Genomic DNA, 23,686 nt, shown 5'->3' with positions numbered 1-23,686 from the left:
TCAATCCATCTCGACGATCTGGCCCGCCAATCGCTCGACCTCACGCCTGTCATGGCTGACATAGAGGATCGGCAGGGCCAGTTCATCGCGGATTCGCTCGATCACGCGCATGATCTCTTCGCGCCGCGCCGCGTCGAGCGAGGAGAGCGGTTCATCCATCAGCAGAAACCTCGCGCCCGACAATAAAGCGCGACCAATCGCCACACGCTGCGCCTCGCCCCCCGACAACTGCCGGGGTCGGCGCGCCAGCAGGCGGGCGAGACCCAGAAATTCGACCACCGCCTCGAACCCGATCCATCGCGCATCGGGCGCGGCCAATCGCCAGCCATAGCGCAAATTGCCCTCGACGCTCATATGCGGAAACAGGCGGTAGTCCTGAAACACATAGCCGCATCCGCGCGCCTCCGGCGGTAGATGGATGCCTTCGTCGGCGTCGAACAACACGCGCCCGCCCACTGCAATCCGCCCGCGATCAGGCCGCGCCAGCCCTGCGATCATGTCCAGCACGCTGGTCTTGCCCGCCCCGGACCGGCCGAACAGCGCCGTAATCCCCGGCCCGGCGACGAATTGCGCGGCGATCCGCGTATGGCCACGCGTGATGGCGACATCGACATCAAAGGACATGGCCACGCCCCCCCATCCGCCGCGTCAACATTTCCGACGCCACCAGAGCCAACAAGGACAGGCCCACCGAAATCAGCGCCAATCGCGTCACGATCCCCTCCTGCCCCGGCACTTGCAATGCGGAATAGATCGCCAGCGGCAAGGTCTGCGTCTCACCCGGAATGTTCGAGACAAAGGTGATCGTCGCGCCAAATTCACCAAGGCTGCGCGCAAAGCCCAGTACCATGCCCGCCAGCACGCCGGGCAGGGCCAGCGGCAAGGTGATCGTCGCAAACACCCGCGCCCGCGATGCGCCCAGCGTCCGGGCCGCGGCCTCCAGCCTGCGGTCCACGCTTTCCAGCGACAGGCGGATCGCCCGCACCATCAACGGCAGCGCCATGACCGATGCCGCCAGCGCCGCCCCGGTCCAGCGGAACATGACCGGCATGCCCATCGCCTCCAGCCAGCGCCCCGCCACCCCCTGTCCGCCAAAGGTCAGCAGCAGCAGCCATCCCGTCACCACCGGCGGCAGGACCAGCGGCAGATGCACCACCCCGTCCAGCAACACCTTGCCCGGAAACCGCCCCCGCGCCAGCGCCCAAGCCAACGCAAAGCCAATCGGCAGCGTGACCACCATCGCGGCCATGCTGACCTTGAGCGAGAGCCAGATGATGCCCCATTCCTCGGGGCTGATGCTATTTGGTGCCAAAGCCATAGGCGCGAAATATTGCCTTGCCCTGCGCCGAGGCAAGGAAGCGGCGGAACCCTTCGGCATCGGGATTGGTCGAGGTTGCCAAACGGGCCAGAGGATAAACGATGGGCTTGTGCGAATTGGCCGGAAAAATTCCCACCACGCGCACCCGTTTGTCGGCCCGCGCATCCGTGGCGTACACGATGCCCAGCGGCGCTTCTCCCCGCGAAACCAGCGCCATGGCCGAACGCACGCTGTCGGCGCCCGCGACGCGCGCCTGCACACTGGGCCATACGCGAAGGGCGATCAGCGCATCACGCCCATATTTGCCCGCCGGAACCGATGTCACCTGTCCCATGGCCAGCCGCCCGTTCGGCCCCAGCGCCGGGGCCAGCGGAAAGCCGGGGGCGATGGTCAACCGGATCTTGCTGGACGCAGGCGCGATCAACGCCAGAGAATTGGTCAACAGGCTGATCCGAGTGCCCGGCTTTATCCAGCCGCCGGGGCGACCGGGGGCCTGGCCGACATGATCCATCCATTCTTCATCCGCCGACAGGAACAGATCGGCGGGCGCGCCATTCTCAATCTGCCGCGCAAGGGCCGAGGAGGAGGCAAAGGACAGCACCGGGCGCGGATGTCCCAGCGCCGCCCATGTATCGGCAGCGGCATTGAGCGATTCCTGAAGGCTGGCCGCCGCCAGAACCACCGGCCCGCGCACGGGTTGCGCCATGGCCGGCGCGCCGGCCAGCGCCAGCGTAATGACCCATACTTTACCAAACATGCGAACCATCAAAAATGCGCCCTTTCAATATCGCTATGTATATCGAAACAAGCGGCGGGCAAGCGGTTTAGCGCGCCATCATCACCCTGATCGCATCATGCAGAACCGGCGCCACGGCCCGCGATCCGGCCTGCGACAGGTGCAGGCGGTCGCGGTAATACATCTGGCCATCGCGCATCGCATAACACAGGCGCGCATCGCACAAAGGCGCGGCCAAATCGACCACGGCCACGCCCGGAAATTCCGCCGCCACCTTGCGCACCTGCGCAGCATAGGCATGCTGCCCCCGCTCCAACCCGCCGCCACGCGGTTCGCCGCAGGGATGGCGATAGGCCGCCCCATGCAACGGGCGCAGGTCGGTCAGACAATCGCCCGGATCAAACCCCATGCGCCGATTGGGCAAGGCGATGATCACCCCCTTGCCCGCCGACGTCAGCCGCGTCAGCGTGCGACGCATGGCGCGCTCCAGCCGCAGCTCTGGCGATGCGGGTGTGGGATCGGCGCGGTCGGTCATGTCATGCGATGAAGCCGCGCGCAGCAATTGATCGCCATTGGCATAAGACAGCACCACCACCCGGATCGACGGCGTGGCGATGGCATAATCCAGCGCCTGATTGGTCAATTTCCAATTGTTGAGCCGGGTGCGGTCGAAACTCTCGGTCGTGGTCGTGTCATAAAAGGGCGCGGCCTCGCTGGCCGAGGCGACCAGCACGTTGATGTCGGAATAAGACGCCAGACCGGGAAACAGGCTGAGGTTGAGCGAATCCCCCACCAGCGCGACATCGGGGGCGCCGCTATGTTGCAAATAACAAAAATCATTGCCCGCCAGCCCCGGAACCAACGCCCCGCGCCCCGGCATCAGGGCTGCGCAGGACCGGCCCTGCGCCTCGCTGCCCACCGGGATGGTCCATCCGATCTGGCGCGTCAAAGGCTCCACCCGCGCATGGGTGGCCGAAGGAAGATGGGCCAGCGCCACAACCAGCCCCGACAGGCCCAGCACAGCCATCGCCGCCAGCAAGCCCCTGATCTTGGCCCCGCCCGCCCCGCCATAACGCAGCGGCGGTTCAATCCAGCGCGCCGTCGCCCATGCCAGCACCACCGCCAGCGCGACACAGGCCAGCATCGCATATCCATCGACCCAGCCCGATGTCCGCGCGATCACCAATATGGGCCAGTGCCAGAGATAGAGCGGATAGGAAATCTGACCCAGCCAGCGCATCGGCCTGATGCTGAGCAGGCGGGCATTGATCAGCGCCTTTGGCCCCGCCGCCAGCATCAGCACCGCCCCGGCCACCGGCGCCATGGCCGCCCATCCGGGGAATGGCGTCTGCCCCTCGACAATAAAGTGGAAACTACCCAGCAGCAGCGCAAAGCCGATCAGGCTGAGCCCGTCGCCCATCTGTTTGGGCATGGGCAAGGCGGTCCGCCGCTCGGCCAAAGCCAGAGCGGCCCCGGCCAGCATTTCCCAGAAACGCGCCGTCGGGATGTAGAAGGCCGCTGATGTGTCGATCCGCATCAGGAATTGCTCATGCGCAATACTGGCGACAAAACCCAGAACCAGTGCCCACACGACACCCCGTCGCCCCCAAAACCGCCAAGCCCCCATCACTGCCAGGGGCCAGAGGATATAGAACTGCTCCTCTACCCCAAGGCTCCATAAATGGAGCAAAGGTTTGGCGTCCGAAGCCGCGTCGAAATAGCCGCTTTCGGCATAAAGAACGAGGTTGGAGGCAAAAACCGCCGCCCCGGCCAGATGCGCGCCCAATTGTTGAAAGCGTTCATCGAACAATTGCACCCAACCGACCGCAAAAGTGGTCAGCAGCACCGTAATCAGCGCGGGATAGATTCGCCGCACCCGTCGCCCGTAAAACGCACGAAGCGAGAACCGCCCCGCACGCACATCATCAAAAATCGCGCCGGAGATCAGATAGCCGGAGATGACAAAGAAGATGTCCACCCCAACAAAGCCGCCAAACCCCTGCCGCCACCATGCGTGAAAGGCGACGACGACCGCAACGCTGATCGCGCGCAATCCGTCAATATCGGCGCGGTGATAGAGTTTGGGATGGCCAGACATATCCCCGGCCCTGCACAGAAGGCGGGCAGGTGGTCAAGACTGGATGCGGCCTTAAGCCTCCATCAAGCGATAGCCGATGCCCGGTTCATTGCGGATGAGGCGTGGATGGGCCGGGTCGGCCTCAATTTTCAACCGCAGCGCGCGGATCGCGACGCGCAGATATTCGACATCCTCGACATGGGCGCGGCCCCATACTTTTTCCAATAAGGCCGCATGGGTCAATATCCGCCCGCCCGCCTCGACCAAAGCCTGAAGCACGGCGAACTCCTTAGGAGGAAGGGGGAGCAGGCGGCCATCCACGCTGGCCTCGTGCCGGGCGGTGTCGATGCGGATCGGGCCATAGGACAGCACTTCATGCGCCGCCACAGTGCCAGCCTGACGCAGGGCCACGCGAAGCCGGGCCAGCAATTCCTCGCCGTCAAAGGGTTTGGTGACATAGTCGGACGCGCCAAGGTCAAGCGCGGCCACCTTTTCCGCCACATCATCACGCGCCGAAAGGACGATGACCGGCACCCCCGCCCCGCGCAACATCGGGATCAATTCCAATCCGTCGCGATCGGGCAGACCCAGATCCAGCACCGCCGCCGTCAATCCCCCGTGCCGCACTTGCGCCAAGGCCGCCGATGCCGTGGGGGCGCCAACCGCCTCATAACCCCCGCGCCCCAAAACCGCGCCCAGCAGGCGCAGGATCGCCGGTTCATCATCCACCACCAGAACCCGGTTCATGCCAAGCCCTTCATTCGCAAGATAAATCGCGCCCCGCCCATGGGGGCCTGTTTCACGCCGACCTGCATGTCCATCGCTTCGGCAAATCCCTTGACGATGGCAAGCCCCAGACCGCTGCCCTGTGTCCGATCACCGCCTTCGATACGGACAAAACGGTCGAAGATCCGGTAACGCTCTTCTGGCGCCACACCCGGCCCGTCATCATCAACCCAGATCGCCACCTCGCCACCATGGACCGCGCCGCCCAATTCGACGCGCGATTCCGCATGGCGCAGCGCATTGTCGATCAGATTGAGCAGCACATGATGCAGCAGCACCGCATCGGCACGCACGAAGGGCAGCTCAGCCGGGATGGCATGGCCCAAGGAAACCCCTGCCGGCACCACCACCCCGCCACAGGCCGCATCGGCCGCATCGATCAGGTCGAGGCTTTCGCATTGCGGGCGCAGCGAACCATCCTCGATGCGCGCCGCGGCCATCAGATCGCTCATCGTCCGCTCCAGCCTGCGCGCGGCGGCCAGCGCTTCGCGCGCTTCGTCGGATCGGGATGACAGCGCCTCCAATTGCCCGGTGATGACCGTCAGGGGCGTGCGGAAATCATGCGCCATGCTGGCCAGAAAGGTCCGGCGCAGACGGTCGCCCTCGGCCAGAGCCTCACGCGCGCGGCGTTCATCCTCCAGCGCGATGCGGTCCCAGCCCTGCCCCAACAGGCGCGCGACCTGCTGCAAATGTTCAATCTGCGCCAAAGGGCGGGTGCGGCCATCCTCTGGCCGGGCAAGGGCGATGAGCGGATGCGCGCCGCGCCCCTTTGGCGACATGGGCAAAAAGCTCCATTCCGCCGCCGCCATCACGCCGGTGCCATGGCCGGTGGCGTCGCCATTATGCATGGCCCATGCGGCGGCGGCCTGATCAAGCGAGGAGAGATCATCCTGCGCGCCTTCGTCCACCATGAAACGCATCGGGCCATAGTGCTGCGCCACGAATTCGCGCGCCCTGTTCAGCCCATCGCCCGGATTACCCTTGGCCAGTATCGCGGAAATCTGCGCCAGTTCATCGCTGGCCCCGGCGCGGGCAAGGGCTTCCTCCTCACGTTCGCGCAGGCGGGTGGCAAGGCGGCTGGTGACCAGCGCGACAATGACCAGCACCAGCACCGAAACCGCATGGTCCGGCCCATGGACATGAAAACTGAAATAAGGCGGCAGGAGGAAGAAATTATACGCCCCCGCCCCGGCCAGTGCGGCCACCAACCCCGGCCCCAACCCTCCCCGCGCCGCGCCCAGCAGCACCGGCAAAAGGAAAAGCAGGGCCGCACTGGCCAGCCCCCATTGGTCAAGCATTGCGCTGGTGATCCATGTCACCAGCGCAATGCCCAGCAAAGGGACCGCATAAGAGGTCAGAACGCGCCACATGGCGGCAACCTATAGCGATCAAAGCTCGATCTGTGTGCCCAATTCGACCACTCGGTTGGGGGGGATGGCGAAAAAGGCCGTCGGGTCGGACGCATTGCGGTGCAGGAATTGATAGAGCAGCACCATGATGCGCGGCATACAGGGGCGGCTGCCGAACCGGATCGCGCTGCGCCCGACGAAGAAGGACGTGCCGCCCGTGCCGGTGAGCAGCCCCTTTTCCCGCGCCAGATCGCTGGGTACGTCGATTTTGTCCATATAGCCATAGCGCAGCTTGGCCCGCAGGAAGCGTTCGTCGAGGCGGTCAAGGCACAGGCGGTTTTCCGGTTGAACATAGGGCGTCGACTGCATTTCCACCGTCAACATGATGTTGGTGCGATGCAGCGCCTTGTTATGCTTGAGATTATGCAACAGCGCCGAAGGGGCAACACTGGCGTCCTGCGTCAGGAAAACGGCGGTGCCCTCCACGATCATCGGCGAACGCGCGGCCAGCGCCTTGACCAGTTCATCCAGCGCCACGCCCTGCTCACTGGCGCGTTGAAGCGCGGCGTTGCGCCCGCGCAGCCATGTATAGATGATCAGGCCGATGATGCCCGCAACCAGCAAAGGCACCCAGCCGCCTTCGGCCACGCGCAGAATGTTGGCGCCAAAGAAGAACAGGTCGAGCGCAAGGAAGGGCGCGATCAACAAGGCGCTGCCCAGCGGGTTCCAGCCCCAGAATTTCCACGCGATGATAAAGGCAAGGCAGGTGGTGACCACCATCGTCCCCGTCACGGCAATGCCATAGGCCGCGGCCATCGCGCTGCTGGAACGGAAGGCAAAGACGAGGCAGATGACGCCCAAAAGCAACATCCAGTTGACGCCGGGCATATAGATCTGGCCGATCTGGGCCGCAGAGGTCTGGCGAATGACAAGGCGCGGCATCAGGCCCAGTGCAATGGCTTGCTGCGTCAGTGAATAGGCGCCGGTGATGACCGCCTGGCTGGCGATGATCGTGGCCATCGTGGCCAATACCACCAGAGGCGCACGCAGGGAATCGGGCGCCATCAGAAAGAACCAGTCGGCATTCTGCAACAACTGTCCACCGGCCTGCGCCTTGGACAGAGCCGTCAGCGCCAGCGCGCCTTGCCCCAGATAATTGAGCGTCAGGGCGGGCCAGACAAAGGTCAGCCAGCCCAGCTGGATCGGCCGACGCCCGAAATGGCCCATGTCGGCAATCAACGCCTCGGCCCCCGTCACGGTCAGGAACACCGCGCCCAGCACGAACAGGCCCGCGATGCCGTGCCCCATCATGAAACGGACCGCCCACATCGGGTTAAAGGCGGACAGGACATCGGGCGCTTCAAAAATATGCCACAGTCCCAAGGCCCCGATCGCGATGAACCACAGCGCGCATACCGGGCCGAACAGGCCCGCCACACTGGCCGTGCCGCGGGCCTGAAGCGCGAAAAGACCGATCAGGATGGTGAGCGAGAGGCCAAGGATCACCGGTTCGCTCATGCTTTCAAGACCGGGAACGGTCTTCATCCCCTCGATGGCCGAAAGCACCGAGAGCGCGGGCGTGATGATCGCATCCCCATAGAACAGCGCCGCCCCCGTCGCGCCCAGCAACAGGACGATCAGCCATTTGCCCCCCGTCGCCCGCCGCGCCAGAGCCATCAGTGAAAGCACGCCGCCTTCGCCATTATTGTCCATCCGGCTGAGGAACAGCACATATTTCATCGTCACCACGATAATCAGCGCCCATAGCGCCAGAGCCAGAACGCCAAGGATTTCCCCCCGGTCGATCCCGCCCTGCGCGGTCTGGGCCAGCGCCTCGCGAAAGGCGTAAAGCGGGCTGGTGCCGATATCGCCATAGACCACGCCAATCGCGCCAATCGTCAGCGCCCAGAGCGAGGATGGTCCATGGTGCCCCTGTGCCGGGGCGGGATGATCATGGGTTTGGGATGCGGTCATCAACATGATGCGTCGGTTCGCCTGTGGGAATAGGAACCTGACGCATCATGCAAATGGGCATTAAATCGCCATGGGCAAGGCGGGCCATGGGCGTAAAGTCTGCGTAAAATAGCCCCTTACGGTTTGGCCCCGGCGGCGATCCATGCGCCCAGTTTCTGGCGTTCTTCCAAGGTCATATTGGTCATATTGCCCAAAGGCATGACCTGTGCATCCACCGCCACCTTCTTGATGCGCGGCGCGGCCGCCGACGCATGTTCGCCCGTGTCCAGCAACACGCCCAGAGGCGGCGCGGCAAAGGCCGGATTGGTCGGATGGGGCGCATGGCATGTCACGCAATGTTTGGCCAAAATCGGCTGAACATCGGCATAGGCCAGATCGCCGCCCGCCTGCTGCTCCCCCGACTTTTCAAGGGTAACATAGGTGATCGTAACCAGACCCAGCGCCGCCGCCACCGCCATGGTTGCACGCGGATCGCCCCCCTTGTGGCGCAGGTTGAACACATGGCGGATCGCCACCCCCATCGCCGACATCAGCGCCAGCACCAGCCAGGGCCGCTCCGCGCCAAAGGTCATCGGGTAATGGTGGCTGATCATGATGAACAGCACCGGCAAGGTCATGTAATTGTTGTGGAGCGAGCGCTGCTTGCCCCGCGCGCCCAGAGCCGGGTCAGGCTCGGCTCCCGCGATCAGCGCGTTCACCACTTTGCGCTGTCCGGGGATGATAATCATGAACACGTTGGCCGCCATCACCGTGCCGACAATCGCGCCAATATGCAGATAGGCCCCGCGCGCGCTGAACACGCTGTTGAGAGCATAGGCCATCAGCACCAGAAACGCGTACCAGATGACGCCCAAAAGGCGATTATTCTTGCCCAGCGCGCTGCGGCAAAGCCCGTCATACACCACCCAGCCCAGCACAATCGCGCCAATGCCGATCCCCGCCGCCTGCCACGGTTCCAGCGCCGCCTTGGCCGTGTCGATCAGGAAAGCCCGCGCGCCGACATAGTACACCAGAACCAGCAGCGAAAAGCCGCTGACCCATGTGAAATAGGCTTCCCATTTGAACCAGTGCAGTTCGTCCGGCATTTTGGACGGGGCGACCTGATACTTCTGTTTATGGTAAAATCCGCCGCCATGGACCGACCATACCTCGCCCGAAGCCTCGCCTTCCTTGGGCGGTTTCAGGTGATTGTCGAGCCAGACGAAATAGAAGGACGAGCCGATCCACGCGATGCCGGTGATCAGATGCAGCCAGCGCAGCCCGAGATTGAGCCATTCGGTGATATCCATCGCGCGTCCCCTATCGCTGTGCGGTCATGTCTCCATGCTTATCGCAGGGCGTTCGATAAAGCGCAAAATTTCGCTCCCTCTGTCGCAAAAAACAGAACGCCTTGCTCAGGCCGCCGCTTCTTCGCGCGCCAAGGGATTGGGCACAGCCGGCCCCACGCGATGCAATGTGTTGCGATCGGTATGTTCAAACGGTTCATCCACCCCGCGGATCGTCAGCATGGTGGTCTGGGCATAGCTCCACTGATCCGGCCCATCGACGGTGACGGTGATCGAGAAACTGTCGGTGCGGAAATTCTCCTCAAGGAAAATGGCCGAGGAAATGCCGTTCTCGGTGCTGCCCCGCTGCGCGGTCAGGGTAAAAGTGGTCGCGTCCGCCGCCGCCTCGCCCTTGGCCAGCGCCGTTTGCCCGCGCGGAATGGTCAGCGTATGCAGGATGCGCCCTGTCGCCGGTTCCCACAGCCAGTAGCCGACCTGATCGTGATACATCTCGACCTCACCCGGCTTGGTGATCGCGGTGTGATAGCGCAGGCCATAGAGCAATTGCGGCCCGTTCATCTGGGGGTCGATCGGCTGAATGGTCATCCGCTCGATATAGACCTGTTCTTCGGCGCCATCCTCGGTCGGTTTGACGTCGCGCCCTTTAACGCCTTCCCAAACGCCCGCCATCGGCGCCAGAGGGCCAAGATTGGCCAGCGTATCGACATCGGGTTCGGGTTCGGCAAACAAATGGGCAGGAAATTTCGTCATGGGCGTAAAGGCCTTTAAGAATCAGATCTGTGCCCAGCGGCGCAGGAGATTGTGATAGACCTGCATCAAGCGGTCAATGTCGCCGTCATCCTTGCCCCGCCCCGGGCTAAGCGCCTGGATCGAGCGATCAAGGTCATAAAGCATCGCGCGCGCCTCGCCATCCTTGACCGCGCTTTGCATCCAAAAGAAGCTGGCGATCCGCATGCCCCGCGTGACGGGCGTCACCTTGTGCAGGCTGGAGGAAGGGTAAAGCACCATATCGCCGGCGGGCAGTTTGACGCTCTGGCCACCGAACTGGCCCTCGATGGTCAATTCGCCGCCATCGTAATCGGCCGGATCGTTCAGGAACAGCGTGGCCGAAAGATCGGTACGCAGCAAACGATCCTCGCCCGGCATACGCATCAGCGCGCCATCGACATGCGCGCCATAATGGCCGCCATCGCGGTAAAGGTTGAAACGCGGCGGATGAATGGTCACCGGCAAGGCCGCCGACAGAAACTGCGGATGTTGGCCCAGACGTTGCAGGATGGCGCGCCCGACCTCTTGCCCGACCGGGTCGTCCATAGGCACCTGAAGGTTCTGCTTGACCTGCACCGCGCGGTCGCCCGCCGTCGCCCCGCCATCGGCCCATGGCGCGGACAACAAACGTTCACGCAGCGCCGCCGCCTCGCCGGGGGTAAAGAGTTTTTCGATCACGATCATCACGTCACACCCCAATCAACGCATCCGGCCCGATGCCGTCCAATGTCGCGCATCCCGCCAGCACCATCGCCAACTCCAATTCCTCGCGCAGAATTTTCAGCATATGGGCCACGCCCAGACTGCCCCCGACGGCCAACGCATGCAATTGGGGCCGCCCCACCATCACCGCATCCGCGCCCAGCGCCAGAGCCTTGAACACATCGGCCCCCGTCCGCACCGAACCATCGATCAGGATCGCCGCATCCGGCCCCAACGCCCGTCGCATTGCGGCCAACAGGCGCAACGGCGGCGGCGCCTGTTCCAGCGCCCGCCCGCCATGGGTGGACAGGACAACCCCGTCAAAGCCCAACGCCATCAACCGCGCCGCATCATCGACATGCGACACGCCCTTGGCCAACAAAGGCAGGCCTGTCTGATCCTTCAACCACGCCATATCATCCCACCCCGGCGCGGCGGCGGTCAGGATGGAGAGCGCCGGATTATACCAAGCCCCTTGAACAAAGGGCGCGGGCGCAAAACCGGCGACATGCACCGCCTCTACACCCGGCGGGATGGAAAATCCGGCGCGCATGGCCTGCGGACTGGCCGGTTGCGCCACAGTGTCCAACGTCACGACAATCGCTTTGGCCCCTGCACCCTCGGCGCGGCGGATCAGGGTCAGCGTGTCTTCGCGCCGGGGTTGCACATAAAGCTGAAACCACAGCGGCCCTGCGGCCACCTGCGCGATGGCTTCGACAGGCTGGCTGGCCATGGTCGAAACGCACATGAGTGTTTCAAGGCAACCACGCGCCGTGGCCAATTCGCCTTCGGGATGCATCAGTCGGTGATAGCCCAAAGGCGACAACATCACCGGATGCGCCAGATCCAGCCCCAGAAAATACCGCCGCGTATGCCCGCCGCGCACATCCGACAAGGGCCGGTTCAGGATGGCATGGGCGGCAAAACCTGCCTCCTCACGCCGCCGCGCCGCGCCATCGCCGCTTGCCCCTTCGAGCCAGGCCCAGACCGCCGGATCGATCCGCGCCTGCGCCTCACGCGCATAATCGGCAAGGGCGTAAAGATGCGGCGGCAGGTTCATGCCTTAGGCCGCGATCCCCCAGCTTTCCAGCAGCGGCTCATTCTCCGGCTCACGCCCGCGGAAGGCGGTGAAGTTTTCAATCGCAGGGCGCGTTCCGCCACGCGACAAAACCTCGGCGCGGAACCGTTCGCCTAGCTCAGCGCGGGTAACATTGCCTTCCTCAAACGCGGCATAGGCATCGGCCGACAGGCGCTCGGCCCAGAGATAGGAATAATAGCCCGCAGCATAGCCGCCCGCGAAAATATGGCTGAAGCTGGTGGGGAAACGGTGCCATTCGGGATAGTCGATGACGGCCACTTCGCGGCGCACCTGCGCCAGAACGTCGCGGTAATCGGGCGCATTATCACCGCCCGCCGCGCGGTGCAGGCGCAGGTCGAACAGCGCAAACTCGGCCTGACGCACCAATCCCATCGCGCCAAGGAATTTACGCGCGCCCAGCATCCGCCCGATCATGGCATCCGACAAAGGCTCACCGCTTGCCTCATGCGCGCTGGCGGCCTTCAGAGTGGCCGGTTCCCATGCGAAATTCTCAAGAAACTGGCTGGGCAGTTCCACCGCATCCCATTCCACCCCGGCAATGCCGCCCACACTGGGCAAATCGACCTCGCCCAGCAAGTGATGCAGGCAGTGGCCCATTTCGTGGAACAGCGTCACCATGTCATTATGCGTGATATAGGCCGGGCCATCGCCCACCGGCGGCGCAAAATTCGTCACCAGATAGGCCACCGGCGTCACCGCGCCCTGACGCGGGCGGGCTGAATCCATCCATGCCCCGCCGCGCTTGCCCTCGCGCGCAAAGAAATCGGCATAGAGCGAGGCGACCTCTTGCCCGTCGCGATGCAGGGTGAAATAGCGCACATCATCATGCCACACCGGCACGCCCTGGCCTGCGCGGAATTCGACGCCAAACAATTCGCGCACCAGACCGAACAAAGCCTCCATCACGCGGGGCAGCGGCAAATGACGGCGGATTTCGGACGTATCGAGATCGTGCAGCTTGCGCCGCATCCGCTCGCTGGCGAAACCCACGTCCCATGGGCGCAGGTCCGCGATACCCAGTTCGGCCTTCGCAAATTCGGCCAGAGCGGCCAGATCACGCGCCGCCTGAGGCCGCGCCGCCGCGCCAAGGCTGGAGAGGAATTCGTCAACCTCTGCCCCATCCCGCGCCATCTTGGCCGAGAGCGAGACCGCCACCGGATCTTCAAACCCCAGCGCCAATGCAGCCTGACCGCGGCGCGAAAGGATTTCGGCAATGCGCGGGCCATTGTCGAACTGTCCTGCATTCGGGCCTTGGTCCGATGCGCGGGTGTTCCATGCGCGATAGACTTCTTCACGCAAGGCGCGGTCTTCGGCATGGGACAGGACCGCCATCACGCTGGGCGCGTGGAGTGTGACCAGCCAGCCCTCCTTGCCCGCACGTTGGGCGGCGGCCTGCATCCCGGCGCGGTCGGCATCGGGAATACCGGCAAGGCGCGCTTCATCGATGATTTCCAGCGTCCACGCCTCGGTCGCGTCCAGCACGGCATTGGAAAATTCGGTCGAAAGGCGGCCCATCTCGATCCGGTTGGCGACGAAATCCTGCGCCGCCTGCCCTTCCAACGCGACGCCCGACATTTCGAAATCCTGCAAGGCCAGCGACAGGGCGCGGCGCTGATCCTGCGGCAAGGCTTGGGGGTCAATGGCCTTCAATGCCTGATACAGGGCCTTGTCCTGACCCACGGCGCTGAAATGCGCGTCGATCAGGGGTTGGGCCTGCCCATGCGCCTCACGCAGTTCCGGGTTCGTGGCCACCATCACCAGATGGCTGACCACCCCCCAAACGCGCGAGATGGCAACGTCCGCCGCATCCTTGTCCGCCAGCAGCGCCGGATCGCCGGGCCGCGCCGCCAAAGCCTTCATCGCTTCGGCATGGGCGGCAATTGCAGCCTCGACCGCGGGCACGACATGGTCGGGCCGGATCGCGGCAAAATCGGGCAGAGCATCAGCGGCCAGCAGCGGATTGTTCGACATAGGATCCTGCAAATGAGAATTGTGTTCAGGCAATTTAGGAAGCGTAACGCCCGCTGGCAAGGAAGGCGGCCATGCGTTCTTCCTCGGCCTCGTCCAAAAGCCCCTGCGCAATCAGCCATTCATCGTTGTAATAGGTGGAACCATAACGCTCGCCGGCATCGCACAGGATCGAGACGATCGAGCCTTTTTCCCCCGCATCGGCCATTTGCGTGGCGATGCGGGCGATGGCCACCAGATTGGTGCCCGTCGACCCGCCCACGCGACGCCCCAGATAACGGGACAAAACCCGCGCGGCGGCGATAGAGGCTTTGTCCTCGACCACTTCCATCCGGTCGATCACGCTGCGGATAAAGCTGGGCTCGACGCGAGGGCGGCCAATGCCTTCGATCCGGCTGGTGGGGCCATCGGCGGTGGTGACGGCGGCGTCATGCCAATTGCGGTGGAACACCGATGCCGCCGGATCGGCCACGCAGACCTGTGTGGCGTGGCGGTTATAATGGACATAGCGGCCAATCGTGGCCGACGTGCCCCCCGTGCCTGCGCCGGTCACGATCCATGCCGGGATCGGATGGGGTTCACGCGCCATCTGGCTGAAAATGCTGTCGGCGATATTGTTGTTGCCGCGCCAATCGGTGGCGCGTTCGGCATAGGTGAACTGATCCATGTAATGGCCGCCCAACTCCTCGGCCAAACGCGAGGCCTCGCCGTAAACCGCGCCCGCGCCGTCGACCTTGTGGCATTGCCCGCCCAGCGCCTCGATGGCGGCGATTTTTTCCGGCGCCGTGCTGCGCGGCACCACCGCGATAAAGGGCAGGCCCAGCATCCGCGCAAAGTAAGCCTCGGACACAGCCGTTGAGCCGGAGGATGCCTCGACAATCGTCATCCCCTGCGCGATCCAGCCATTGCACAGCGCATAGAGGAACAGCGAACGGGCAAGGCGATGCTTCAGGCTGCCCGTCGGGTGGCTCGATTCATCCTTCAGATAAATCGCGATATGCGGCAAAGCGGGCAGCGGCACCGGAATCAGATGGGTATCGGCGCTGCGCGTATAATCCGCGTCGATGCGCCCGATGGCCCAATTGACCCAGTTGGGACAGGGTTTTTGCGTCATCGCCCTTCCCTATCCGGTGAAGCGCCCGCGTCAACCGTCCAGCCGCCAATTTGCCAGGGGTAGGACGAATTGCCCCGTTCAGGCGCCATCCATCAGGCATGGCCCAGCCGATAAAGGATTGATCTTCGCGCTTTGATTTGCCGCTTGCCTTCGGCTACCCTGCCGGGGCGACCAACAGGAGCCTGCACGCCATGTCCCAAATGCGCCGCTGGAAAGCCCCCGTCACCCATGCTCGCGGTAATGGCACGCCCTTTGAAACGGTGGCGCTGCTGCTGCAGGGCGGAGGGGCGCTGGGCGCGTATCAGGCGGGCGTTTATGAGGCATTGGCCGAGCGCGATATCGAGCCGGGATGGATCGCGGGCATTTCCATCGGCGCCATCAACAGCGCCATCATCGCGGGCAACGCCCCTGAAAAGCGCGTGGGCCAATTGCGCCGGTTCTGGGAAGGCGTGTCGGGCCGTTCGACCGCATGGGCGCCATGGCTGGCCACATTGGGCCTGTCGCATTTGGCGGTGGACCCGCATTTGCGCGGCGCCATCAACCAGATGGCCGCGGCGCAGGTCTTGATGCAGGGCGCGCCGGGATTTTTCACCCCGCGCATGATCCCGCCCTTTTTCCAGCCCGACGGCATGGCCGAAGCCACCAGTTGGTATGACACCAGCCATTTGCATTCGACGCTGGAAAGCCTTGTCGATTTTGACCGCATCAATGCGCGCCAGACACGCTTCAGCGTCGGCGCAGTCAATGTGCGCACCGGCAATTTCAAATATTTCGACAATGCCCAATGCGACATCCGCCCCGAACATATCGTCGCATCGGGCGCGTTGCCCCCCGGTTTTCCGGCGGTCGAGGTTGATGGCGAATTCTATTGGGACGGGGGCATGGTGTCGAACACGCCGCTCGATTGGGTGCTGTCATCGGACTCGCGATTGGACACGCTAGTGTTTCAGGTCGATTTGTGGAGCGCGCGCGGCCATCTCCCCGGCGATATGGCCAGCGTGGCCTCGCGCATGAAGGAAATCCAGTATTCCAGCCGCACCCGCGCCGCCACCGACATGTTCCGCGAAAGGCAGGAATTGCGCAATGCCTTCCGCAAGCTGGCCGAGACGATGTCGCCCGAACAATTGGCCAGCCCGGAAGGCAAGCTGTTGATGGAACGCAGCGATCCGGCGCGCTACAACATCGTCCAGATGGTCTATCAATCGCCCAATTACGAGGGCGATTACAAGGACTATGAATTCAGCCGCCAGACGATGGAGGACCATTGGCGCAGCGGTTACGAGGACGCCGCCCATACGCTGGCCCATCGCGAGGTGCTGGAATTGCCATGCGACCCATCGGGCCTGTCAATTTTTGATTTCACCAGTCCGGGCGGCGACAGCCACCATGCGCGTTGATCGGAATTGCGCCGTGATCAACGCTGTTCCACGCTGCGCGCGATGGCAACATCGGCCACTTTGCCATTGGCAAGGTTGAGTTGAACGTCCCAGGTGGCGATCGTGTCCACGACATCATCGACCGAAATGCGTTCGCGGTAAAAACAATCGACCCGCCCATCGCGCATCGCGCCGCAATGGGCGCCCGCCTGACGCAGCATGTCCTTGCCGCTCTGCGCATCCGTACCCGCCGGCACAACGCGGCGCACGGCATCATATCCGGCATCGGGTGATCCGTAACGGACATAATTGTTTTCAAAAAGATGGAAGTCCAGACCGGACCCGGCGGCCTGCACAGGCGCGCCAGACAGCAGCGACGCGGCAATAGCCAAAGCCCACATGTTCTTCATGACAATCTCCATGCTAGGAAGCCGACTTAAGCGTTCAGCGCTGATCGGCGGCCAAATCGGGGTAGCGCCGATTTACGCCGATTTCTGCGGCACTCAAACTCGATTCCTGCATGCACGGTTGCAAAACCGGTACAGGATGATCGGATCACGCCGGCGCGGTGCAACGCACCCGCGATTTATGATTCTTTAAGCGTTAACCACTAGGTCAAATCCACTGGAATTGTCCGTCGCGCGCTGAAACAAGGCCCCCATCATTATGCCGCAGGCACAGCCTTTCTTGCGTCAACTGGCCGGCGACCGGCGCGGTAACGTCCTTTTGCTGACCGCGGCGATCATGTTCGTGATGACGGCCCTGATCGGCGGCGCGGTTGACCTCAGCCTTGTCTATCGCGCGCAAAACCGGCTTCAGGGGGCCTGTGATGCGGGCGTTCTGGCCGCGCGGCGCGCGGTGGATAACAACGGATTGGACAATACGGCCAAGACGCAAGGGGCGAAATACTTCAACGTCAATTATGTCGACAGCCAGCAGGGCACCAAGAACACGACCCTGACATGGTCAACGCCCGACAATGGCGTCACCGTCAACGCCACGGCCACCACCACGGTTCCGCTGCGCATTATGTCGCTGTTCGGCCGTTACACCTATAATCTCACCGTCACCTGTGGTTCGACCCAGAGCATCGGCAATGTCGACATCATGTTTGTTCTGGATAACACCGGGTCGATGGCCGATACGCCCACCGGGTTCAGCCAGTCCAAGATCGTTGCCCTGAAAATCGCGCTGAAGAATTTTCAGAACACGATCAAACATGCCGTGCAAGGCACCAATGCGCGCGTGCGTTATGGCTTTGTGCCCTACAGCAGCTCGGTCAATGTCGGGAATATCCTGTACAGCACCGACCCAAGCTGGCTGGTCGACTCTTATGCCATGCAGTCGCGCGTGGCGCGGTTTGAAACGATAGTTTATGGGAAGTTCGGTTCATACACGCTGAAAACCAGCGAGCAGATCTATAACTCCACGCCCAATTCCAACGCGTCGCTCTATTCCAGCACCGCCTACAGCAGTCAGGCCGCCTGTTTTGCCGCCCTGCCCGCGGAATCGGCATGGAGCAACAATGGCTCGTCCAGTACGAGCACGGGCAATATAAACACCAACGGCACCAGCGCCTATGGCACCACCGTGTCACAGCCCAAGGTGCAGTCGATCTATACCTGCACCCGATCGGGCGATTCCTATTACCAGTATCGCTTCTACGCCTATATGACCCAGAATACGTACACGTATTCGTCCAGCCCGAGTTCGACCACGACATCGACCGTGTTCGATCACTTCGACTATATGTTGGTGAACCGGGACGTCAGTGCATATAAGGCATTCAGCGCCGTTTCGACCAACACCGGCTCCAGCGGGGCGGCGGAATCATCAACCTGGGACGGTTGCATCGAGGAACGCAGCACTGTCTCGGATTCCTCTTTCGCGTACAGTTCCGGCACGAACAAAATCACGCCCAGCACCGCGCTGGATCTGGACATCGACACCGCCCCGTCGAGCGACGCCACGCGATGGGCGCCGATGTGGCCCGAAATGGCCTATTATCGCGGCACCAACACCAGCGTGCTCAGCACCACCGGTTACAAGGCGCAGTCTTTTTGTCCGGAAAGCGCGCAATTGCTGTCCGAAATGTCGCAGTCCGATTATGAGTTGTTTGTCAACAACATGAACGCCACCGGGGCAACCTATCAGGACATTGGCATGTTGTGGGCCGCCCGCATGATGTCTTCGACCGGCATGTTTTCCAGCAACGTTACCGCAACACCCACCAATGGCGGCAGCGTTACCCGCCACGTCATCTTTATGACCGACGGCGCGCAACAGGCATCGAACGGCATTCAACAGGCCTATGGCATCGAATGGAACGACAGACGCATCACCGATGATGGCTATTCCAGCGACGACGCCCGCCACCTTTCGCGTTTCCGCGCCATTTGTGACGCCATCAAGGGGCGCGGCATTCGTATCTGGGTCATCGGCTATGCAACCAGCCTGACCAGCGACCTGACCTATTGCGCATCGCCCAGCAGTTCCTTCACCGCAAACAATGATGACCAGATCAACAGCGCGTTTCAGGAAATTGCCAAACAGGCCAGCGCCTTGCGGGTGTCAAGCTGATGCGGCGTACGTTGCGTCATCTTGGGTGTGACAATCGCGGGGCGACGGCGATCGAATATGCCTTCGTTCTGCCGATCCTGATGCTGATCGTGATGGGCACCGGCTATTTTGGCCAGATGTTCTATGGCCGCGCCCTGTTGAATGGCGCGGTGCGTCAGGCCGCGCGCGATGCCACACTGGAAGATGCCAGCACGACCACCCTTGACCAGAATGTGAAGAACGTCATTTCCCCCGCCTTGCCCGGCGTGACCGTTACATCGACGCGCAAAGCCTATTACGATTTCACCGACATTGGCCGCGCCGAAAAGTGGACCGATTCCAATAACAATCGCGTTTGCGACAATGGCGAACCCTATACCGATGAAAATGGCGACGGTTCGTGGAATGCCGACATCGGTGAAGCCGGCAATGGTGATGCGGGCGATGTCATCCTCTATACCGTGACGGCAACCTACAGCCCGCTGTTCAGCGTCCCGTTCATGAAGAACATGTGGGGCAAGGTTTCCATCACCTCATCCGCCATCCGACGCAATCAACCCTGGGCCGCCCAAACGGCCTATGGCAGCGCGACAAAGACTTGCTCATGACCACGCGGCACAGGTTTTCGCGGTTTTTACGCCGTTTAAGGGGCGACAAATCCGGTGTGTCGATCATCGAATTGGCCGCCGCCATGCCGGTGCTGCTGGTCATTGGTCTGTACGGCATCGAAATGGCCAATCTGACCATTGTCAGCCTGCAAATCAGCCAGATCGCCATGTCGGCCGCCGACAATGCATCACGCCTTGAACAGGGCAGTTCATCCAGCGTCAGCCCGACCGTCACCGAGGCCGAGGTCAATTCCGTCCTGTCGGGCGCCGCAAAGGAAGGCGCGGGCATCAGCCTGAGCACCAAGGGCAAGGTGATCATCTCCAGCCTTGAGATGAATTCAACGAACAACCAGTATATCCATTGGCAACGCTGTACCGGCAGCATGACCGCCGCGTCTGCCTATGGCGTCGAAGGCGCGGTTGTCACCGGCCTTGGCCCGACCGGCAATCAGGTGACCGCCACCAGCGATGTCGCCGTCATGTTTGTCGAGGTGTGGTATCAGCAAAAGGGCCTGTTCGGATCGATGTTCGTCAAACCCATGACGCTGCATCAGGAAGCGGCCTATATGGTCCGCGACACCCGCAATCTGACTGCGGGCCTTTCGGGCACAAAGACCGCCACCTGTTAAGCCGACATGCGTTCGATCAATTCGGGCGGCATGATGATGCTTTGCGTATCTTCGCCCGCAATGCGGCGCATCAACAGGTCGACCATATGCTGCGCCCCTGACACCAGATCCTGACTGATCGTGGTCAAAGACGGCACCGTATGTTCCGACACGGGCAGATTGTCATACCCCACCACCCGCACATCGCCCGGCACCGACAGGCCGACTTCGGACAGGGCGCGCAAGGCCGTCATGGCAATGACATCGGATGTCGCGACAATGCCATCGGGCCGCTGCTCGGCCTGTTCCAGATAGCGTTTGATATCGGCATAGGCCAATTCGGCCACCAGATGGGCGGGAACTACCTGCGGCGGCTCCATGCCGGACTGCGCCATGGCGGTGGATACGCCGTCCAGCCGCTGCTTCATTTCCAGCGCGCGCGGATCGCCAAAGTAGGCAATGCGGCGACACCCCCGCGCAATCAAATGGCGCGCGGCCAATTGCCCGCCCAGATAGTTGTCGCTGCCCACCGAACAATGGACCTGGCCTTCATTATGGCCGCCCCAAACCACCAGCGGGCGGTATTCCCGCGCCACCGCGTCCAGCACGGCGGCCTGATCCGATTGGCCCAAAACGATCAACCCATCGACCCGCCCCGATGTCGCCATCAGTTCCAGCCAGCCTGAATCCTGCGGTATCACCCGGCTAAGCAAAAGGTCATAGCCCCGCTCGGTCAATGTATCGGCCAACAGGCCCAGCATGGTGATAAAGAACGGGTCGGAAATCGGCTGTCCCGCCTCGTGGCCCAAAGGGATCAGCACGCCGATGGCCCCGGTCTTTTGAATACGCAGATTGCGCGCCATGACATTGGGCCGAAACCCATGTTCGCGCGCCAATTGCTGTACCCGTTCTCTTGTTGCGCGGCTGATCAATTCCGATCCGGCCAAGGCGCGCGACACCGTGCCCGCCGATACGCCGGCCAATTGGGCCAGTTCCTTGATGTTCCGAACCCTGCTCATTTTTGTTTCCACCCTAACCCGGCGGCGACATCATCAGGAATCGCCGCAATTGGCAAGCAAATCGCGCCTCGGTCTCGCCTCATTCCCGCCATCACAAGACAAGAGCGGGGGAGCATCGGAGGGGCACGTCATCCTAAGACTGCCAAGATCGCGTTCCATTAAGGGGAATTCGGTCGCCAGCCCCAGTTTACTGGACATTTTACCACTTTCGATCCAGTCTTATCAGCAAGTCAACCTAGGCAGACTCTATAGGGCTTTTCACAATTCGTGGGCCATAGGGATCAAGGGTAAAGGAATGGCATGAAAAGGAGATGGCGCTTGCGGCTTTCGCGCCTGGTCCGATGGTTTACCCAAGTCGGAACGGACCCAGATCTGGCTGTTTCCCAAGCGACGAACCTGCAACGACAGGTGCCGTTGCTTTATGGTCTGCTGCTCATCAACTCGATGGCCGTGGCCATCACGCACCGCACGCAAGCCCCCATCGCCTTGACCGTCAGCGTGCCCGCCGTGCTGTTTACGGTTTCGGTTGTGCGCATGATCCATTGGTTCCGTGCATCGCGCAATGGCATGGCCAACCCCGCCGCGGCCAAGCGACAGTTGCAGCTTGTCACCATCGTCACGGCGCCGATTGCCGTGGCCTATACGGCATGGGCGCTTTCGCTCGCACCTTATGGCGGGGCCTTTGAACAGGCCCATGTCGGCCTGTATATTTCCACCACGGTCATCGGCTGCATTTTCTGTCTGATTGTCCTGCCACAGGCGGCCCTGCTGGTGGCCCTGTCGGTCCTGCCCGCCTTCATCATCTTTTGCCTCAGCAGACATATGCTGATCTATGCCACAATCGGCATCAATGTCGCGCTGGTGCTGGCCGTCCTGATGCGCGTGCTTTTCATCAGTTTTGAACACTTCAGCAAGCAGGTGAAATCGGGCAGCCTCCTGGCCGCCCAGCATCAGGAATTGCAGCGCCTGAACGATGAAAACCGCAGGCTGGCGATGACCGACAGCCTGACCGGCCTTGCCAACCGGCGGCAGTTCTATGCCGATCTGGACGCCTATACCGACGCCGTGGCCAACAGCGCGCCACAACCCTTTGCCGTTGGCGTGCTGGATCTGGACCGGTTCAAACCGATCAACGACACCTATGGCCATCAGGTCGGCGACCGCCTGCTGGCGGCGATTGGCCAAAGGTTACGGGCCACGGCAGGGCCGTCGGTCCGGGTTTACCGACTGGGCGGCGATGAATTCGGGTTGATCGATTCCAATGTCGATGATTTCACCCGCACCTGTGAAAGGCTGCTGCAACAGGTTCGCGCGCCTTTGCGCATTGGCGAAATTGTGCTGTCGGTCGGCGGTTCATTGGGCATGGCGCAATATCCCGATGCCGGGACCAAGGCGGCCGACCTGTTCGACCGCGCCGATTATGCGCTATATCACGCCAAGCATGTCAATGGAGGGGGCGCCTGCCTTTTCACGCCCAGCCTTGAAACCGCCGTCCGCGCCGACCGCGCCATCGAGGCCGCCTTGCAGGCCAGTTCGTTTGAGGACGAACTCTCGATCGTCCTGCAACCTATCGTCGAATTGTCCAGCGGGCGATTGAACGCGGTGGAGGTTCTGGCCCGCTGGTCCAATCCGATGTTGGGCGAAATTTCCGCGATGGAGTTTATCGCCATTGCCGAAAGATCGACCGCGATCCATTCCATCACCCGCGCCGTGTTCAAAAAGGGTCTGAAGGCGGCGCAGCATTTGCCCGAACATGTGGCGGTGTCGTTCAACATTTCGGCCTGTGATCTGACATCGGCCTGCACTTTGTCCTTTATCCGCAACGAGATTGCATCGGCCGGCATTGCCCCCGGCCGCATCTGGATCGAGGTCACCGAAACCGCCGTGATGCGCAATGCCGACGCCGCCGCACAGGCGCTTCAGGCCTTTCGCGACCTTGGCGTCGGCATCGCGCTCGACGATTTCGGCACCGGCTATTCCAGCCTTGGTTATGTCCAGCGCCTGCCTCTGGACAAAATCAAGATCGACCGCAGTTTCGTGAGCGCACTCGACAGCGAGGATGGCGGCACGATCACCTCGGCGGTCATCACCTTGTGCCACACGATCGGCCTGTCCTGTGTCGCCGAAGGCGTCGAAACCGAGGCGCAACGCCAGATTTTGGCCAGCACCGGTTGCGAATATGGCCAAGGCTATCTTTTCAGCAAACCCGTCCCGCTCGAAGAACTGCTGCCCCATTGCAGCGGTGGCCAGTGCCTTATTTCAGACATTGCCAACGGCCTGAACGGAACCGGCAAGTCCGCCGTCGCGTGAGCGGTCATTAACCAAATTTGCGCATGCCC

General features: G+C 62.4%; 20 protein-coding genes. 5 read left to right on the top strand and 15 right to left on the bottom strand.

Going from position 1 to position 23,686, the window contains the following annotated elements:
* The 13 genes from AC2S2E_RS08655 to AC2S2E_RS08595 all read right to left on the bottom strand — a co-directional run bounded on the left by AC2S2E_RS08655 (position 1) and on the right by AC2S2E_RS08595 (position 15,177).
* Positions 1-624, bottom strand: coding sequence for a molybdenum ABC transporter ATP-binding protein (locus AC2S2E_RS08655; protein ID WP_486524495.1), 624 nt, complete (start codon positions 622-624; stop codon positions 1-3).
* Positions 614-1,318: a molybdate ABC transporter permease subunit gene (gene modB / locus AC2S2E_RS08650; RefSeq protein ID WP_486524494.1), complete on the bottom strand. Its 705-nt coding sequence runs from the start codon at positions 1,316-1,318 to the stop codon at positions 614-616. The genes AC2S2E_RS08655 and modB overlap by 11 nt, the downstream gene beginning before the upstream one ends.
* Entirely contained in the window at positions 1,299-2,084 is a 786-nt protein-coding gene (modA, locus tag AC2S2E_RS08645; RefSeq protein ID WP_486524493.1) for a molybdate ABC transporter substrate-binding protein, read from the bottom strand. The genes modB and modA overlap by 20 nt, the downstream gene beginning before the upstream one ends.
* A gap of 58 nt (positions 2,085-2,142) precedes the next feature.
* The gene (locus AC2S2E_RS08640) at positions 2,143-4,152 is read right to left on the bottom strand and encodes an acyltransferase family protein (protein WP_486524492.1); all 2,010 of its coding nucleotides are present in this window, start codon (positions 4,150-4,152) and stop codon (positions 2,143-2,145) included.
* Positions 4,153-4,203: 51 nt separating this feature from the next.
* On the bottom strand, positions 4,204-4,878 hold the full coding sequence (locus tag AC2S2E_RS08635) for a response regulator transcription factor (RefSeq protein WP_486524491.1): 675 nt from the start codon (positions 4,876-4,878) through the stop codon (positions 4,204-4,206).
* Positions 4,875-6,287 (bottom strand): sensor histidine kinase, encoded by a 1,413-nt coding sequence (locus AC2S2E_RS08630; RefSeq protein ID WP_486524490.1) that lies wholly within the window; start codon positions 6,285-6,287, stop codon positions 4,875-4,877. The genes AC2S2E_RS08635 and AC2S2E_RS08630 overlap by 4 nt, the downstream gene beginning before the upstream one ends.
* Before the next feature lie 18 nt (positions 6,288-6,305).
* Positions 6,306-8,240 (bottom strand): potassium transporter Kup, encoded by a 1,935-nt coding sequence (locus AC2S2E_RS08625; RefSeq protein WP_486524489.1) that lies wholly within the window; start codon positions 8,238-8,240, stop codon positions 6,306-6,308.
* Between the two features lie 116 nt (positions 8,241-8,356).
* The gene (locus tag AC2S2E_RS08620; protein ID WP_486524487.1) at positions 8,357-9,529 is read right to left on the bottom strand and encodes a urate hydroxylase PuuD; all 1,173 of its coding nucleotides are present in this window, start codon (positions 9,527-9,529) and stop codon (positions 8,357-8,359) included.
* 105 nt (positions 9,530-9,634) lie between these two features.
* Complete coding sequence (locus AC2S2E_RS08615; RefSeq protein WP_486524486.1) at positions 9,635-10,276, bottom strand: FABP family protein; 642 nt, start codon at positions 10,274-10,276, stop codon at positions 9,635-9,637.
* 21 nt (positions 10,277-10,297) lie between these two features.
* Positions 10,298-10,981 carry a Fe2+-dependent dioxygenase gene (locus AC2S2E_RS08610; protein ID WP_486524485.1) on the bottom strand — a complete coding sequence of 228 codons (684 nt, stop codon included), beginning with the start codon at positions 10,979-10,981 and terminating at the stop codon, positions 10,298-10,300.
* A 1-nt stretch (position 10,982) separates the two neighbouring features.
* Complete coding sequence (locus AC2S2E_RS08605; RefSeq protein WP_486524483.1) at positions 10,983-12,056, bottom strand: alpha-hydroxy acid oxidase; 1,074 nt, start codon at positions 12,054-12,056, stop codon at positions 10,983-10,985.
* 3 nt (positions 12,057-12,059) lie between these two features.
* Entirely contained in the window at positions 12,060-14,066 is a 2,007-nt protein-coding gene (locus AC2S2E_RS08600; protein ID WP_486524482.1) for a M3 family metallopeptidase, read from the bottom strand.
* A 34-nt stretch (positions 14,067-14,100) separates the two neighbouring features.
* On the bottom strand, positions 14,101-15,177 hold the full coding sequence (locus AC2S2E_RS08595) for a PLP-dependent cysteine synthase family protein (RefSeq protein ID WP_476103027.1): 1,077 nt from the start codon (positions 15,175-15,177) through the stop codon (positions 14,101-14,103).
* 191 nt (positions 15,178-15,368) lie between these two features.
* Here AC2S2E_RS08595 and AC2S2E_RS08590 point away from each other — a divergent pair, with 191 nt between their 5' ends.
* Positions 15,369-16,574: a patatin-like phospholipase family protein gene (locus AC2S2E_RS08590; RefSeq protein WP_476103029.1), complete on the top strand. Its 1,206-nt coding sequence runs from the start codon at positions 15,369-15,371 to the stop codon at positions 16,572-16,574.
* Positions 16,575-16,591: 17 nt separating this feature from the next.
* Here AC2S2E_RS08590 and AC2S2E_RS08585 read toward each other — a convergent pair whose 3' ends face one another.
* Complete coding sequence (locus AC2S2E_RS08585; protein ID WP_486524480.1) at positions 16,592-16,963, bottom strand: hypothetical protein; 372 nt, start codon at positions 16,961-16,963, stop codon at positions 16,592-16,594.
* A gap of 277 nt (positions 16,964-17,240) precedes the next feature.
* Between AC2S2E_RS08585 and AC2S2E_RS08580 the strand changes: the two genes are divergently transcribed.
* From AC2S2E_RS08580 to AC2S2E_RS08570, 3 genes are read left to right on the top strand one after another with little or no spacing between them, the layout of a single operon-like run.
* Complete coding sequence (locus AC2S2E_RS08580; protein ID WP_486524478.1) at positions 17,241-19,133, top strand: TadE/TadG family type IV pilus assembly protein; 1,893 nt, start codon at positions 17,241-17,243, stop codon at positions 19,131-19,133.
* Positions 19,133-19,720 (top strand): TadE/TadG family type IV pilus assembly protein, encoded by a 588-nt coding sequence (locus tag AC2S2E_RS08575; RefSeq protein WP_486524477.1) that lies wholly within the window; start codon positions 19,133-19,135, stop codon positions 19,718-19,720. Before AC2S2E_RS08580 ends, AC2S2E_RS08575 begins: the two co-directional genes overlap by 1 nt.
* Before the next feature lie 56 nt (positions 19,721-19,776).
* A complete protein-coding gene (locus tag AC2S2E_RS08570; protein WP_486524476.1) occupies positions 19,777-20,349 on the top strand; it encodes a TadE/TadG family type IV pilus assembly protein in 573 nt (190 codons plus the stop codon).
* Here the strand turns inward: AC2S2E_RS08570 and AC2S2E_RS08565 are convergent.
* Positions 20,346-21,347: a LacI family DNA-binding transcriptional regulator gene (locus tag AC2S2E_RS08565; protein WP_486524474.1), complete on the bottom strand. Its 1,002-nt coding sequence runs from the start codon at positions 21,345-21,347 to the stop codon at positions 20,346-20,348. The two genes, AC2S2E_RS08570 and AC2S2E_RS08565, sit on opposite strands and share 4 nt — an antisense overlap.
* 408 nt (positions 21,348-21,755) lie before the next feature.
* Between AC2S2E_RS08565 and AC2S2E_RS08560 the strand changes: the two genes are divergently transcribed.
* Positions 21,756-23,657: a putative bifunctional diguanylate cyclase/phosphodiesterase gene (locus tag AC2S2E_RS08560; RefSeq protein ID WP_486524473.1), complete on the top strand. Its 1,902-nt coding sequence runs from the start codon at positions 21,756-21,758 to the stop codon at positions 23,655-23,657.
* Positions 23,658-23,686 lie beyond the last annotated feature (29 nt).

This window comes from Novosphingobium sp. 550D (assembly GCF_057401885.1).
This window is presented reverse-complemented; position numbering and strand designations above follow the sequence as displayed.

What these genes read in the sequence shown, in the direction of transcription:
- AC2S2E_RS08655 (WP_486524495.1), bottom strand. Translation starts at nt 624, where the DNA reads ATGTCCTTTGATGTCGATGTCGCCATCACGCGTGGCCATACGCGGATC.
- modB (WP_486524494.1), bottom strand. Translation starts at nt 1,318, where the DNA reads ATGGCTTTGGCACCAAATAGCATCAGCCCCGAGGAATGGGGCATCATC.
- modA (WP_486524493.1), bottom strand. Translation starts at nt 2,084, where the DNA reads ATGGTTCGCATGTTTGGTAAAGTATGGGTCATTACGCTGGCGCTGGCC.
- AC2S2E_RS08640 (WP_486524492.1), bottom strand. Translation starts at nt 4,152, where the DNA reads ATGTCTGGCCATCCCAAACTCTATCACCGCGCCGATATTGACGGATTG.
- AC2S2E_RS08635 (WP_486524491.1), bottom strand. Translation starts at nt 4,878, where the DNA reads ATGAACCGGGTTCTGGTGGTGGATGATGAACCGGCGATCCTGCGCCTG.
- AC2S2E_RS08630 (WP_486524490.1), bottom strand. Translation starts at nt 6,287, where the DNA reads ATGTGGCGCGTTCTGACCTCTTATGCGGTCCCTTTGCTGGGCATTGCG.
- AC2S2E_RS08625 (WP_486524489.1), bottom strand. Translation starts at nt 8,240, where the DNA reads ATGACCGCATCCCAAACCCATGATCATCCCGCCCCGGCACAGGGGCAC.
- AC2S2E_RS08620 (WP_486524487.1), bottom strand. Translation starts at nt 9,529, where the DNA reads ATGGATATCACCGAATGGCTCAATCTCGGGCTGCGCTGGCTGCATCTG.
- AC2S2E_RS08615 (WP_486524486.1), bottom strand. Translation starts at nt 10,276, where the DNA reads ATGACGAAATTTCCTGCCCATTTGTTTGCCGAACCCGAACCCGATGTC.
- AC2S2E_RS08605 (WP_486524483.1), bottom strand. Translation starts at nt 12,056, where the DNA reads ATGAACCTGCCGCCGCATCTTTACGCCCTTGCCGATTATGCGCGTGAG.
- AC2S2E_RS08600 (WP_486524482.1), bottom strand. Translation starts at nt 14,066, where the DNA reads ATGTCGAACAATCCGCTGCTGGCCGCTGATGCTCTGCCCGATTTTGCC.
- AC2S2E_RS08595 (WP_476103027.1), bottom strand. Translation starts at nt 15,177, where the DNA reads ATGACGCAAAAACCCTGTCCCAACTGGGTCAATTGGGCCATCGGGCGC.
- AC2S2E_RS08590 (WP_476103029.1), top strand. Translation starts at nt 15,369, where the DNA reads ATGTCCCAAATGCGCCGCTGGAAAGCCCCCGTCACCCATGCTCGCGGT.
- AC2S2E_RS08585 (WP_486524480.1), bottom strand. Translation starts at nt 16,963, where the DNA reads ATGAAGAACATGTGGGCTTTGGCTATTGCCGCGTCGCTGCTGTCTGGC.
- AC2S2E_RS08575 (WP_486524477.1), top strand. Translation starts at nt 19,133, where the DNA reads ATGCGGCGTACGTTGCGTCATCTTGGGTGTGACAATCGCGGGGCGACG.
- AC2S2E_RS08565 (WP_486524474.1), bottom strand. Translation starts at nt 21,347, where the DNA reads ATGAGCAGGGTTCGGAACATCAAGGAACTGGCCCAATTGGCCGGCGTA.